Annotated in this window: 11 protein-coding genes; 3 read left to right on the top strand and 8 right to left on the bottom strand. The window is 72.1% G+C overall.

The genetic code is table 11. The features are described 5' to 3' along the window. The first annotated feature begins 127 nt into the window (after positions 1 to 127). The gene (locus ABD241_RS17280; protein ID WP_344065552.1) at positions 128 to 1,072 is read left to right on the top strand and encodes a hypothetical protein; all 945 of its coding nucleotides are present in this window, start codon (positions 128 to 130) and stop codon (positions 1,070 to 1,072) included. Between the two features lie 275 nt (positions 1,073 to 1,347). Here the strand turns inward: ABD241_RS17280 and ABD241_RS17285 are convergent, their stop codons facing one another. After that, positions 1,348 to 2,730 carry an alpha/beta hydrolase gene (locus tag ABD241_RS17285; RefSeq protein ID WP_344065555.1) on the bottom strand — a complete coding sequence of 461 codons (1,383 nt, stop codon included), beginning with the start codon at positions 2,728 to 2,730 and terminating at the stop codon, positions 1,348 to 1,350. 463 nt (positions 2,731 to 3,193) lie between these two features. Here ABD241_RS17285 and ABD241_RS17290 point away from each other — a divergent pair, with 463 nt between their 5' ends. Then, complete coding sequence (locus ABD241_RS17290; protein WP_344065692.1) at positions 3,194 to 3,439, top strand: SHOCT domain-containing protein; 246 nt, start codon at positions 3,194 to 3,196, stop codon at positions 3,437 to 3,439. A gap of 472 nt (positions 3,440 to 3,911) precedes the next feature. Next, positions 3,912 to 6,269, top strand: a complete 2,358-nt coding sequence (locus ABD241_RS17295) for a heavy metal translocating P-type ATPase (RefSeq protein ID WP_425580820.1) — start codon at positions 3,912 to 3,914, stop codon at positions 6,267 to 6,269. Between the two features lie 175 nt (positions 6,270 to 6,444). Here the strand turns inward: ABD241_RS17295 and ABD241_RS17300 are convergent, their stop codons facing one another. From ABD241_RS17300 to mihF, 7 genes are all read right to left on the bottom strand, one after another. Next, complete coding sequence (locus tag ABD241_RS17300) at positions 6,445 to 7,719, bottom strand: saccharopine dehydrogenase family protein (protein WP_344065559.1); 1,275 nt, start codon at positions 7,717 to 7,719, stop codon at positions 6,445 to 6,447. A gap of 70 nt (positions 7,720 to 7,789) precedes the next feature. Continuing rightward, entirely contained in the window at positions 7,790 to 9,838 is a 2,049-nt protein-coding gene (locus ABD241_RS17305) for a primosomal protein N' (protein WP_344065561.1), read from the bottom strand. 16 nt (positions 9,839 to 9,854) lie between these two features. Then, entirely contained in the window at positions 9,855 to 11,078 is a 1,224-nt protein-coding gene (metK, locus tag ABD241_RS17310) for a methionine adenosyltransferase (RefSeq protein WP_344065563.1), read from the bottom strand. A 132-nt stretch (positions 11,079 to 11,210) separates the two neighbouring features. Further along, positions 11,211 to 12,449, bottom strand: coding sequence for a bifunctional phosphopantothenoylcysteine decarboxylase/phosphopantothenate--cysteine ligase CoaBC (gene coaBC / locus ABD241_RS17315; RefSeq protein WP_344065565.1), 1,239 nt, complete (start codon positions 12,447 to 12,449; stop codon positions 11,211 to 11,213). Between the two features lie 26 nt (positions 12,450 to 12,475). Further along, positions 12,476 to 12,739 carry a DNA-directed RNA polymerase subunit omega gene (gene rpoZ / locus ABD241_RS17320; protein WP_020143994.1) on the bottom strand — a complete coding sequence of 88 codons (264 nt, stop codon included), beginning with the start codon at positions 12,737 to 12,739 and terminating at the stop codon, positions 12,476 to 12,478. A gap of 100 nt (positions 12,740 to 12,839) precedes the next feature. Continuing rightward, positions 12,840 to 13,460: a guanylate kinase gene (gene gmk / locus ABD241_RS17325; RefSeq protein ID WP_142185071.1), complete on the bottom strand. Its 621-nt coding sequence runs from the start codon at positions 13,458 to 13,460 to the stop codon at positions 12,840 to 12,842. Further along, positions 13,460 to 13,777, bottom strand: a complete 318-nt coding sequence (gene mihF / locus ABD241_RS17330) for an integration host factor, actinobacterial type (RefSeq protein ID WP_142185069.1) — start codon at positions 13,775 to 13,777, stop codon at positions 13,460 to 13,462. The genes gmk and mihF overlap by 1 nt, the downstream gene beginning before the upstream one ends. Positions 13,778 to 13,787 lie beyond the last annotated feature (10 nt).

Genomic DNA, 13,787 nt, shown 5'->3' on the forward strand with positions numbered 1-13,787 from the left:
GGTCGCATGCGCTTGCGACCTGCCACAACGGCATACGTCAAACATCGGATCCCCTCTCGCTGGCCCAGGGTGAGGCTGGGAGACGGCCTCGGGTTGGCCGGGGCCTCCTTGTCTGAAGGGGGAAGTCGTGAGACGACTAGTTTCCACTCTCGCCGCGCTCACCCTGGCCGCCGCGGTGCCGGTGGCTGCTGCCGAGGGCGCCTCGGCCCAAGACGGTGGCCACGACAGCGACCACGGGCACGTCACCACGGTCTGGGTCACCGGAGACGGTTCGCATGTGAAGCTGAGCAGTTGGCGCGTCGAGGAAGGCCCGGTGGTCTTCCACGAGTCCACCTCGAATGCCGGCCCCGGCGGGAGCCAGATCAGCCTGTTCCGCCTCCTCGGGAAGGCCACCATCAACACCTTCAAGGCCGACCTCGCCGACGAGTTCTCGTCGAACCCGAAGACCGCGGCCAAGGGAACCAGGGAGCTCAACCGCGACATCCGGGCCACTGGGCTGGCCGACGTCCAGAAGGGATACCCGGCATCCGTCCGGGTCGACCTGAGTCCCGGCACGTACTACCTGATGGACCTCGGTAGCTTCTTCGGTCCCATGGGCCCGTCCGGGACGCCCAACCCGGCGCTGACGAAGCTGGTCGTGCGTGACAGCGACGAGGACAGCTCGGCGTGGCAGGACGGTTCTGCGCGGGAGGACAGCTCCGGCTGGCACACACCGACGATCTGGCTCACCGCCGCGGACCGCTTCGTCGGCCCGAGCCACCTCCCGGCCAAGGGCAGCGTCACCTTCCGCAACGTCGGTGACTCGATCCACGTGGCGCAGTTCTCGCCTGTGAAGAAGGGAACGACCGACAAGCAGATCCAGGCCTACTACGACTCCGGAGTCATGACCCCGCCGCCGTTCGCGCTCAACGGGCCGACGTTCGGTCTGGACGTGCTGTCCGCGGGTACCCACGCGACGCTGACCTACGACATGCCGCCGGGCACGTACGTGCTGCAGTGCTTCGTGGCTGACGCCGTGACCGGTATGCCGCACGCGATCATGGGAATGCACAAGGTCGTCGTCCTGAAGTGACCCAGCAGCGGGACCAGCAACCCCGCATCCCAGCCACCCGGGCGCCACGCATCCGGGTGGCTGGCCTGTTCGGCCTGACTCTGCCCGAACGCAGGCTCGGTCCCTGTTGGCTCCGACCACGAGTCCCTCGCTGGGCTCGGCGCGCTTGGCCGGCGGCCCTTCGGCACGGACAGGTAGCAGGTAGCCCGATGCTCCCGGCGGTGGGGTCTCTCGATCAGCAGGACGCCCCATGCGTCGTCCTGGACACGGATGGATCGAACCGGTTGCCGCGGTGGTCACTTGGGCAGCGGCTGGCTGGTTCGGACTGAGGACACGACGTCGAGGATGGCCTGGGTCGTGGCTCTGGCGTACCGCTGGTCGGTGATGAGGCCGATGTGGCTGGCGTCCTTGACGATGCGGTGGGAGCTGGCCGCCGACAAGGTGGCCAGCTTGTTCTGGGCGGCGTCGTGGGTGGGGTCGGTCTCGGCGCCGGCGGTGAGGACGACCAGCGGCTTGGCGCCGAGGCCGGTGAGCATCACGGCTTCTGCTCCGGAGGCGTTGGCTTGGACGAACTCGTTGATCCAGCCGGAGGCGTAGTCGGCGGTGGCGGTCTTGGCGCGGATCTCGTCACGCGGCTGCGCGGGCAGGTCGCCGTAGCCGAGGCTCCCGATCAGGCGCGCTGCGCCGACTCGCGCAGCCGCGGCGGCGAGGGCTGCGACCCGGGAGGTGGCGGCGTCGTAGGAGCTGGTGTCGTACGCCCTGGCGTTGGCCGGCACGGCTCGGGTTGCCGGGTTGGTGGAGTCGATCAGCACCATGCCGGCGACGTCGTCGGGGTAGCGGTTGGCGTGGGTGAGGACGTAGAGGCCGCCGAAGGAGTGACCGGCCAGGACATATGGTCCCGGGACGTGCGCGCGCTGCAGCAGGGTGTGCAGGTCGGCGGCGACCTGGGTGGCGTCCTGCGGGCTGTCTGTCGGCTCGCTCCAGCCGCGCCCGGGACGGTCGTAGGCACAGACCCGGGTATGGGCGGCCACGGCGGGCGCTATCCACGCCCAGACCGAGGAGAAGTCGCCTCCGCCGGGCTGCAGGACGACGGTGGGGCTGCCGGAGCCCGTGCAGGTCAGGTGCAGGCGGTGTCCGCCGACGTCGACCAGCTGGCCCGTCATCGGGTGGGCCGCGGTGTCCGACTGTTCGCGGAGGGTTTCGTAGCCGCCGCCGATGGCGGCCAGGGCCAGCACCGCCAGCACCGGGTAGAGCAGCCAGTATCTGGTTCTGCTGTGCAGCTGACGGCGGGCCTGCAGGTAGACCCAGACCACCATCGCGAGCAGTACCGGGGGCCAAACCCAGTTCAGCACCGTGCGCACTGAGTCACCGGCGGCGAGCAGGATAACGCCGCCCACGCCCATCACCAGCGCAGGTACGACGGCCCATCGCTGCGGCTGGTCGGTGTACCGGGCCGAGAGGAGCGCCAACATCGCCCACCCCACCGCGAAGCCGCACAGAGCCGCGCCGGTCACGTGGTTCTCGTCGGGAGGGACGAACGGGGCAAGGACGAGCAGCAGGGCGACGACGAGCCCGGAGGCAAGTGACCCGGCCAGGACCCGGCCGATATGACCTCGCCGTTCCGGAGGTGCACCATCGTCCGGACAGAGACGCCCAGGGGACGTGGGTGTGGTGGCCATGGCGCCTCCTGCCGAAGGTGGCGCAGCGCAACCACCGCCGACTGCGGTGAGCACGTTCCGTCACCTTCGACGGTACGCGCGCTCGCGTCGCCGTGAGTAGGACTTGCACGTGCCGCTGGGACTTGGCTGGGATCGTCTCAACCGCCAGTGGACTCAGGACTCGCCCGCGCACACTCGCTGTCCCGTGGGACGGCTGTCTGCGTGGACGCACGCTCGCCGCCCAGACTCGGGCTCGACACGCACATGCGCGACAGTGACACACGCCCGGGCAATGACTGTGCAGAGCTCGACCTGCGCCATCAGCGACGTGACAGGACGTTTGTCGAGGGCCAGACAGCAGGCGGCTGTTCAGACGCGTTGCCTTCGGCGCATGGTCTGATTCACAGGCTGCCCGGGACGTTCGGCCTAACAGGCGGTCCTCGTCCAGAGGGACGATGAAGGTGCAGAAGGGAGCCGCGAGGTGATGTGGTCGTACGGCGGTGGGCCGGGCTGGTTCGGGTGGCTGATGACGACGGTGGCGATGCTCGCCTTCTGGGGCTTGCTGGTCTTCGGTGGGGTGGCGGTGTTCCGCAACGTGCGCCGTGACAGCGGCGGAACGCGCTCTGGGGGCGACGAGGCGATGCGGCTCCTCGAGGAGAGGTTCGCTCGCGGCGAGATCGACGCCGAGGAGTTCACGCGGCGGCGCGAGCTTCTGCGGTCTGGTAGGTGAGTCGCCCGTGAGTCGAGTCGCGCAGGACCTGGCGGCGGGGCGACCGTCGCGTTGAAGGCAGCGTCACTGACGGCGTTGCGCTCAGCCAGACCGACTCCGCGTCCGGGCAGCTGGGCCCCCCGCGGGTGTGACCGGACCCTAGTCGCAGCCGCCTGCCAGGCGCCGACGACCCTTCCGAGGGCCCATGTCCTGACCGACCGGCCTCGGCTCGCGTACTCGCGCCGCAGTCCGGCGACGAGCCCTCAAGCCCCAGCTCCATGGCCACCCCGAGGCGTGGGCTACCGCATGAGCGCCGGATGACGAGGTCGCGGGAGCCTGCCACCGGAGACTCGGCGCCTGCCCTCGTTGATGACGGCGTGGGGTCACCAGCCCTTGACTACATACCCCAGGGGGGTACCGTAGGGGTATGGACAGCCACAGCGACCACTCGACCTCATCGACGACATCGCTGGTACAGGACCCCGTCTGCGGCATGGACGTCGACCCGGCCACCAGCGAGCACCGACTCCAGCTGGATGGACACGACCACTACTTCTGCTCGGCCGGCTGCCGGGCCAGGTTCCAGGCCGACCCCAGCGGCTACCTGAAGGCCCCCGGTGGGCGGTCGCCGTCGGGACCCGGTCACGGCGACCGCGACACTGACAGGACGAGTCACCACCCGGCCACCCATGCCCAACACGTCCCCCACGCCACTGCGGCCGACACGGCGGTTGCCGAAGTGGCGGAGTGGACCTGCCCGATGCACCCGGAGATCCGACGCCCGGGCCCCGGCAGCTGCCCGATCTGCGGGATGGCTCTAGAACCGGTCACCGTCACGGCCGAGAGCGGCCCGAACCCCGAGCTTGCCGACATGACGCGCCGGTTCAAGGTCGCGGTCGCCCTCAGCATCCCGGTGCTCGTCCTGTCCATGGGACGCGACCTCATCCCCGCGCTCGAGGCCGCCATCTCCCCGACGGCGGCGAACTGGGCCCAGCTCGTCCTGGCGACGCCGGTCGTGCTGTGGGCTGGCTGGCCGTTCTTCCAGCGCGGGTGGGCCTCGGTGCGAACCATGAGGCTGAACATGTTCACCCTCATCGCGATGGGCACCGGGGTGGCCTGGCTCTTCAGCGTGGTCGCCACCGTCGCACCCGGGATCTTCCCCGAGGCGTTCCGTATGGACGGCGCGGTCGCGGTCTACTTCGAGGCCGCTTCGGTCATCACCGCGCTCGTCCTGCTGGGTCAGGTCCTGGAGCTGCGGGCCCGGGAGAGCACCTCAGGGGCGATCCGCGCCCTGCTGGACCTGACCCCGAAGACCGCGCACCGCCTCGCCCCGGACGGCACCGAGGCTGACGTCACCCTCGATCTCGTGCAGGTGGGCGACCTGCTGCGGGTCCGCCCCGGGGAGTCGATCCCGGTCGACGGCGCCGTCCATGACGGCCGGTCCGCCCTGGACGAGTCCATGGTGACCGGTGAGTCCATGCCCGTGACGAAGCAGACGGGTGACGTGGTCATCGGTGGCACCGTGAACCAGACGGGCTCGCTGATCGTGCGCGCCGAAAAGGTGGGCCGCGACACCATGCTGGCGCGCATCGTGCAGATGGTCGCCGACGCCCAGCGCTCCCGGGCACCCATACAGCGCCTCGCCGACCGGGTCTCTGCCGTCTTCGTGCCCGCTGTCATCGCGGCCGCGCTGGTCGCGTTCGTCGTGTGGGCCACGTGGGGCCCCGAGCCGCGCCTGGCGCACGCGCTCGTCGTGGCCGTCAGCGTCCTGATCATCGCCTGCCCGTGTGCGCTCGGGCTGGCCACGCCGGTGTCGATCATGGTCGGCGTCGGGCGAGGAGCCTCCCTCGGCGTGCTCATCAAGAACGCCGAGGCACTCGAGATCCTGGAAAAGGTCGACACCCTCGTCGTCGACAAGACCGGCACCCTCACCGAGGGTCGCCCGTCCGTCACCCACGTCGTCGCCCCCGATGGAGGCGGCGAGAGCGAAGTCCTGCGTGCGGCGGCCGCCGTCGAGCGCGTCAGCGAGCACCCCCTCGGACAGGCCGTCGTGCGCGCCGCGACCGAGGCCGGCCTGGTCCTTCCCGAGGTGACCGACTTCGACGCTCCCGTCGGCAAGGGAGTTACGGGAATCGTCGACGGACGACGGGTCCTCGTGGGCAGCAGCAGCTTCCTGGCCGGTCACAGCGTCGACACCGCCAGCATGGACGCCGTGGCGGACCGGCTGCGCGCCGACGGCGCCAGCGCTGTCTACGTCGCGATCGAGGGCCAGGTCGCGGGCGTGCTCGCCATCGCCGACCCGGTCAAGGACACCACACCGGCAGCCCTGGAGGCGCTGCGCCAGGAGGGCATCGACGTCGTGATGCTCACCGGCGACAACCTGGTCACCGCCCGAGCCGTTGCCGCCACGCTGGGCATCGACCGGGTCGAGGCCGAGGTGCTGCCGGATCACAAGAGTGACGTCGTCAAGGCGCTACGTGCCGAGGGACGAGTCGTGGCGATGGCCGGCGACGGCGTCAACGACGCACCGGCCCTGACCGCCGCCCATGTCGGCATCGCGATGAGCACCGGCACCGACGTCGCCATCGAAAGCGCCGGCGTGACCCTGCTCAAGGGCGACCTGACCGGCATCGTCCGCTCCCGCGCCCTGTCCGAGGCGACCATGTCGAACATCCGCCAGAACCTGGTCTTCGCCTTCGTGTACAACGCAGCCGGCATCCCGCTCGCCGCCGGCGTGCTCTACCCAGCCTTCGGCCTGCTGCTCTCTCCGATGATCGCGGCCGCGGCCATGGCCCTGTCCTCGGTCAGCGTCATCGGCAACGCCCTGCGGCTACGCACCCAGCGCATCTAGCCGAAGACGGCGCGGCCCGTATCAGCAACGACTCGGATGTCATTCTGCCGTCAAGGGACATTGCAGGGGTGGTTGGGTCGGCCGCGATCACGACACCCGAACCTGGGCACCGCTCCTCTCCTCTCAGCTTCGGGTCCATCGCGCAACGCGCCTTGGCTGCTACTGCCTGCCGAGCTCAGCCCACTGAGTCCGACGAGCTCTCGCGTTCGACGTCGAACGTGAAGCCCTGCCCCCGAAGACGTTCGACCAGCACCTCCCCGAGGGCCGAGGCCGGCGTGCACACTCCCACGCGCTGGGGCACGGAGTCGTCCTGTGCCAGTGCCAGGACGGCTTGCCCCAGCATGACCGCCGTCCCGCCGTAACCCGGGTCGTAGTCGGCCCCGACCCGGGTGCGGTAGCGGGCGCCGGTCGTCGTGGTGGCGTGGATGTCCATCCGGAAGCGGCCTGCCGCCTGGGTCTCGGGGCTCGGGCCCTCCCCCGGCGCCGGCAGGAAGCGGTCGAGCAGGGCACGGGTCGGGGAGAAGGACATGCCGGCCACGGCGCCACCGAGACCGACCGCCATGCTGCCGGCGAGTACCGGCGACATCGGGCCGGAGCCGAAGTCGGTCACCTCCCGGTAGCGCAGCTCCCGCCCGTAGGACCAGTCGGAGAGGGTGTTGGACAGGCGCACGATCCGCGTGTTGAAGGAGGCCATGACGAAGGGCCCGGTCCAGCGCCCGGTGCCCGGGTCGCGGTCCACCGGCAGCAGTCGACGCAGCCGCCCGAGGACGCCGCCCTTCCGGTGCCCGTTGGACGACGGCTCCTCGGAGCGGCGCGGGCTGAGGCCGTAGGGGTCGCTGACGACGCGACGGGTTGCGGGGTCGGAACGCAGGGCGATCGCCTGCTGCCGCATCGAGTCCACGGTCCCGCCGGAGATGCCGCCCTTCAACGAGCGGACGAGCAGCGTCGTCTCGGCGAGCGTGCCTTGGCCGTCGGCAGCGGCGCGTCGAGCCGTCAGGAGCACGCCGAGGTCCGACGGGATGGAGTCGAAGCCGCACGCGTGCACGATCGCCGCTCCTGTCTCGCGCGCGCGGGCGTCGAGCTCGTCGAGCGACCACCGCACGAAGAGCACCTCGCCGGTGAGGTCGGCGTAGTGCGTCCCCGACTCGGCGCAGGCGCGTGCCACCTCCTTGCCGTATGCCGCATAGGGCCCGACCGTCGTCGCGAGCACCCGGGTGCGCGCGGCGAGTGCACGCAGCCCCGCCGCGTCGGAGGCATCCACTGTCACCAGCTCCCACCGGGACGCAGCCGGCCCGAGCTCGATGCGCAGCGCCTCCAGCCGGGCCCGTGACCGGCCGGCGAGCGCGACCCGGACATCGGGTCCGGCGTTGCGGGCGAGGTGCACGGCGGTGAGGGCACCCACGAATCCGGTGGCGCCGTAGAGGACGATGTCGAGCTCGCGATCGGGCATGCGGTCACTCTGTCACGGTCCGACGCCGCACGACCCGACGCCGCACGACCCGACGCCGCAAGACGCGACCTCAGAAGGTGTCGAGCGGGTCGACCCGGACGGTGACGACCTCGGCCTCCTTGCGCGCCGAGCGGAACGCCTTGAGGGACACGAGGGCCCGGGTCAGCGCGGGCGTCTCGGACAGGGGCACGCGGACGAGGACGTGGTGGTCGGCCGGCGCGCGCTGACCGTCGGCGTCCACCGCCACCCGGCGCAGCGCGGACGCGGTCTGCGAGAGCTTCACCGGCCCCAGCACCTGGGCGGACCCGGGCAGGTCGGCCTGCTCGAGAGCCTCCTCCAGGGCGCGGCGACCGCCGGTGAGCTGGGCCATCCGCACCGCCGGGGGCAGGCCGAGCTCGCGTCGCTCCTCCAGCTCGCGGGCCGCCAGCCACGCGGGGTCCCACCGCACCAGCGCCTCGACGGACGGCAGCGCGACCGCCTCTGGAGCACCGCTGAGGACGACTGCCCGGCCCTGCCGGGCCAGCGCTGCCGCGGCCACCCAGCGACGCAGCGCCTCCAGGGGCGCGTCGAGCACCGGCAGGTCGAGGCTGGCCCAGGCGTCGAGGAGCAGCACCGCGGTGTAGCCGCCTTCGGCGACCGGCTCGGCCCCGGGAGTCGCAATGACGAGGGCCGGCTCGCGGCCCACCGTCGCGAGCACCTCACCGGAGCCCGACGTGTGGACGGGGAAACCCGGGAAGGCGCGGCCGATCTCCTCGGCCGTGCGGCGGGCCCCGGTGATCGAGGAGCGCAGCCGCCGGGAGCCGCAGTGCGCGCACTCGAAGCCGGCGCCGCCCAGCGCCAGCCCGCACCAGCGGCAGGCCGGGGCGGTGCCGGGGGCGCCGAGCGCGACCGGCCCCTGGCACCGGGAGCACCGCACCGGGGTGCGGCACTCGGCGCAGCTGAGCGCCGGCAGGTAGCCGCGCCGGGGCACCTGCAGCAGCACCGGGCCGTCGACGAGCGCGTCCTTGGCGACCCGCCACGCCCGCGACGGGATGTGCGCCCGCGCGGCCGGCCCGTCACGCTCCTCGTCGGCGCCCTCCCCGGCGATCGTGACCCGCGGCGCCGCCGCCCGCAGCGCAGCGGCACCGGCCTCGACCGGCACGAGCGCCCCGGACTCGACGGCGACCTGCACGCGCAGGCTGCGGCTGAAACCGCCGGTGAGCAGCGCGGCGCCCGTCGCGACCGCCCGCAGGCCGAGCACGACCCCCGCGTGGTGGTAGGGCGCGCGCGGCTCTGACAGCAGGTCGTCGCCGTCGTCCCACCAGGCGACGAGCCCGAGGTCGTGGACCGGGGCGAAGGCCGCGGCCCGGGTGCCGATGACGACCTTCACGTGCCCGCGGAGCACCTTGAGCCAGGCCGTGTAGCGGGCCTGCGGGCCCTGGTCGGCCGTCAGCCGCACGTGCCGGCCCTTGCCGAGCAGCGCGACGACGGCGGCATCGAGCCGGTCGACGTCCCGGTGGTCGGGCACGACGATCAGCGCCCCGCGCCCGGCCGCGAGCGCCGTCGCGGCCGCGACGGCCATCGCCGCGGCCCAGTCGTCGCCCGCCGGACGGGAGGGCAGCGCCGTCCACGCCGCCGCGGGGCCCTCCCCCTCCGCCAGGCGGCGCAGCCACGAGGAACCCGCGGGGTATGCCGCCCACGGGCCCGGCGCGGGCACGGTGACCTCCTCGTGCGCCGGGTCGCCCGCGGGGGACTGCTGGGGCAGGTTGCGCTCGGCGGTCGCGTGGCGCTTCGGGACGGCCAGGCGCAGGACGTCGCTCAGCGTGCCGGCATACCGCTCGGCGACGGCGCGGCAGAGCGTGAGCAGCTCGGGCGTGAGGACGGGCTCGGGGCTGACGACCCGCCGCAGCGGCGTCAGGCGACCGTCGTGCTGCGGCTGTTCACGGCGTTCGACGACGAAGCCGTCGAGCTCTCGCCCGGCGAAGCGCACCCGCACCCGTGCCCCGGGAACGGCGTCGGCCGCCAGCTCGTCGGGCACGGCGTACTCGAAGACGCGGTCGAGGTGCGCCAGCGGGGTCTCCACGACGACGGCAGCGACCGGCCGATCGGCCGGTCGCTGCTCGTTCTCGTCGTCGCCCACGGGGGCGAACCTATCCTCAGCGGGAGACAGCGGCGCGCAGCTCCTCCACGCGGTCGGTGCGCTCCCAGGTGAACGGGTTCTCGACGCCGTCGGCCTTCGTGCGGCCGAAGTGGCCGTAGGCCGCGGTGGGGCGGTAGATCGGGCGGAGCAGGTCGAGCGCGTCGACGATGGCGGCGGGGCGCAGGTCGAAGACGTCGCCGATCGCCTGCTGGATCTTGTCGACCGGCACGGTCTCGGTGCCGAACGTCTCGATGTAGAGGCCCACCGGCTGCGCCTTGCCGATGGCGTAGGCGACCTGGACCTCGCAGCGGCGGGCGAGGCCCGCGGCGACGACGTTCTTGGCGACCCAGCGCATGGCGTACGCGGCCGAGCGGTCGACCTTGCTCGGGTCCTTGCCGGAGAAGGCGCCGCCACCGTGGCGGGCCATGCCGCCGTAGGTGTCGACGATGATCTTGCGGCCGGTGAGACCGGCGTCGCCCATCGGGCCGCCGATCTCGAAACGGCCCGTCGGGTTGATCAGGGCCCGGTAGCTGCTGACGTCGAGGTCGCTGCCGCTGTCGCGCAGCTCGGCGAGCACCGGGTCGATGACGTGCGCCTTGATGTCCGGCTCGAGCATGCCCTCGAGCGAGACGTCGGGGGCGTGCTGGGTCGAGAGGACGACAGTGTCGAGCGAGACGGCGCGGTCGCCCTCGTAGGCGATGGTGACCTGCGTCTTGCCGTCGGGACGCAGGTAGGCCAGCTCCTCGCTCTTGCGGACCTGCGTCAGGCGCTCGGCGAGGCGGTGGGCCAGGAAGATCGGCAGCGGCATCAGCTCGGCGGTGTCGTCGCACGCGTAGCCGAACATCAGGCCCTGGTCGCCGGCGCCCTGCTTGTCGAGCAGGTCCTCGACGTCACCGGTGCGGTGCTCGTGCGCGGTGTCCACGCCCTGGGCGATGTCGGGCGACTGCGCGCCGATGGAGATCGACACGCCACAGGTGCGGCCGTCGAAGCCCTTCTGCGAGCCGTCGTAGCCGACCTCGAGGATGGTCTCGCGCACGATCCTGGGGATCTCGACGTATGCCGTCGTGGACACCTCGCCGGCCACGTGCACGAGGCCCGTGGTGACCATCGTCTCGACGGCGACGCGCGCCTGCGGGTCCGCCGCGAGGAGGGCGTCGAGGATCGAGTCGCTGATCTGGTCGCAGATCTTGTCCGGGTGCCCCTCGGTGACGGACTCGGACGTGAACAGACGTGCGGTCACTTGAACTCCCTGCCTCGGGTGAGCGTTTGGCTACGCGGTTGGTGGCGCACCATGGGTGCTGCCGGTTGCTGGTGGCTTCGGACGCCGGGGGGTGCCCCGCCGACGGTGGCCGTTGGGCCGAGAGTCTAGTGCTCAGCCCAACAGGGGCGAGACGGTGTCCCAGAGGGCGTCGGCGACGACGTCCTTGGATGCCGGTCCCACGGTCGTCACCTCGTCGCTCCCCCGGCGCAGGAGGTGCACGGTCGTCTCGTCCTTGCCGAAGGTCAGGTCGGGGCCGACCTCGTTGACGACCTGCAGGTCGCTGCCCTTGCGGCCGAACTTGGCACGCGCGTGCTCCATGACGGTGCCGTGCGCGTCGCCGGTCTCGGCAGCGAAGCTGACGATGAACGGCGAGCCGGTGCCGCGGGCGTCGCGGGCCGCGACGAGCCCGCGCACGATGTCGGGGTTCTCGACCAGCTCGACCTGCAGGGCCCCCTCGGGGTGCGTCGACTTCTTGATCTTGCTGTCGCTGACCGTCACCGGCCGGAAGTCGGCCGGGGCGGCCGCCATGACGACGACGTCGGCGCCGTCGGCCGCGGCCTCCACGGCCTGCTGCAGCTCGAGCGTCGTCTCGACCCGCTCGATGTCGACGCCCTCCGGCACCGGCACCGAGATGTTGGCCGCCACGAGGGTGACCTTCGCGCCGCGCTCGGCCGCCGCGCGTGCGATCGCGACGCCCTGCTTGCCCGAGGACCGGTTGCCCAGGAAGCGCACCGGGTCGAGCGGCTCACGGGTGCCACCGGCGGTCACGACGACACGTCGGCCCACCAGGTCGAGCTCTCGTGGAGCCGTGGACGGAGCCTCCGCGCCCCCGAGGAGTGCCAGGCACGCGGCATACAGCTCCTCGGGCTCGGGGAGGCGTCCGGCGCCGGTGTCCTTGCCGGTGAGCCGGCCGACGGCCGGCTCGATGACGTGCGCGCCGCGGGAGCGCAGGGTCGCGACGTTGGCCTGGGTGGCCGGGTGCTCCCACATCTCGGTGTGCATCGCCGGCGCGAAGGCGACCGGACACCGGGCGGTGAGCAGCGTGTTGGTGAGCAGGTCGTCGGCGAGGCCGTGCGCGGCCCGGGCGAGCAGGTCGGCCGTGGCCGGCGCGACGACGACCAGGTCGGCCGACTGGCCGATGCGCACGTGCGGCACCTCGTGCACCGAGGTCCACACGTCGGTGCTCACGGGCTTGCCCGACAGGGCCGACCACGTCGGCGCGCCGACGAACTGCAGTGCGGAGGCGGTGGGCACCACCGTGACGTCGTGCCCGTTCTCGGTGAAGAGCCGGAGCAGCGAGCACGCCTTGTAGGCGGCGATGCCGCCGCCCACCCCGAGTACGACGCGCATCGGCTGCCCCTGCTCCCGTGTCGTGCTCAGGCCTCGGTGGGCGTCGAGGTCAGCAGGCCCTCGTTGATCTCGCGCAGGGCGATCGACAGCGGCTTCTCGTGGACCTCGGTCTCGACGAGCGGGCCGACGTAGTCGAGCAGGCCCTCCTGCAGCTGCGAGTAGTAGGCGTTGATCTGGCGGGCGCGCTTGGCGGAGTAGATGACGAGCGCGTACTTCGAGTCGGCGGCGGTCAGGAGGTCGTCGATCGGCGGGTTGGTGATGCCGATGGGAGCAGCCTGGGTACCGGACACAGTGATCTCGTTTCGTTGGTTTCAGCGGGCGTGACGTGCGAGCCGGAAGCCGGGCGCCGCGTGGCGGCTGCCTGCCTTGAGGCACACATCGAGGCGGGACTCACCGGCCGGCGCGTCCCGATCTCATCAATGATACGAGTTCTTCGCTCGCCCGACGAACATCGTCGTTGACGATGACCTCGTCGAACTCCTTCTGGGCGGCCAGCTCCTCGCGCGCCGTGGCGAGACGGCGCTCCCGCTCGCCGTGGTCCTCGGTGCCGCGGCCCACGAGGCGGCGCACCAGCTCGTCCCAGCTCGGCGGCGCGAGGAAGACGAAGAGCGCGTCGGGCCACGTCTCGCGCACCTGGCGCGCGCCCTGCAGGTCGATCTCGAGCAGCGCGTCACGTCCCTCGCCGATGGCCCGCTCGACCGGGCCGCGCGGCGTGCCGTACTTCGCGGCGCCGTGCACGACGGCGTGCTCGAGGAACTGGCCGGCCTCGACGAGGCGGTCGAACTCCTGGTCGTCGACGAAGTGGTAGTGCACGCCGTCGACCTCGCCGGGCCGGGGGCGCCGCGTGGTCATCGAGACCGAGAACCACACCCCGGGGAAGTGCGTGCGCACGTAGGCCGCGATCGTGCCCTTCCCGACGGCCGTCGGGCCGGCGAGGACCGTGAGCCGGCCACGCCGGGCGTCGCCGAGGTCCGGCTCCGAGCTGGTAGGCGGCGTGGAGGCGGCCGACATCACGGCTTCTCGAAGCGCTGCAGCAGCGCGGCCACCTGGTTGGCCCCGAGCCCGCGGACGCGCCGCGACTCGGCGATGCCGACCTCGGCCATGATGGCGCGGGCGCGCACGCGGCCCACGCCCGGCATCGACTCGAGCAGCTCGGTGACCTTCATCTTGCCGATGACCGGGTCGGCCTTGCCGTCCTCGAGCACCTCGGCCAGCGAGCCGCTGGAGTACTTGAGCCGGTTCTTGACCGCTGCCCGTTCCCGACGAGCGGCTGCAGCCTTCTCGAGTGCTGCAGCTCGCTGCTCAGGGGTCAGCGGTGGAAGCGCCACGGTGTTCGGT

Origin of the sequence: Terrabacter lapilli, from assembly GCF_039531305.1 — a bacterium.
Lineage (GTDB): Bacteria > Actinomycetota > Actinomycetes > Actinomycetales > Dermatophilaceae > Terrabacter > Terrabacter lapilli.

Bases quoted from the DNA above. Each gene is read 5' to 3' on its own strand.
- ABD241_RS17285 (WP_344065555.1), bottom strand. From the start codon at position 2,730: ATGGCCACCACACCCACGTCCCCTGGGCGTCTCTGTCCGGACGATGGT.
- ABD241_RS17290 (WP_344065692.1), top strand. From the start codon at position 3,194: ATGTGGTCGTACGGCGGTGGGCCGGGCTGGTTCGGGTGGCTGATGACG.
- ABD241_RS17295 (WP_425580820.1), top strand. From the start codon at position 3,912: ATGGACGTCGACCCGGCCACCAGCGAGCACCGACTCCAGCTGGATGGA.
- ABD241_RS17300 (WP_344065559.1), bottom strand. From the start codon at position 7,719: ATGCCCGATCGCGAGCTCGACATCGTCCTCTACGGCGCCACCGGATTC.
- coaBC (WP_344065565.1), bottom strand. From the start codon at position 12,449: ATGCGCGTCGTACTCGGGGTGGGCGGCGGCATCGCCGCCTACAAGGCG.
- gmk (WP_142185071.1), bottom strand. From the start codon at position 13,460: ATGTCGGCCGCCTCCACGCCGCCTACCAGCTCGGAGCCGGACCTCGGC.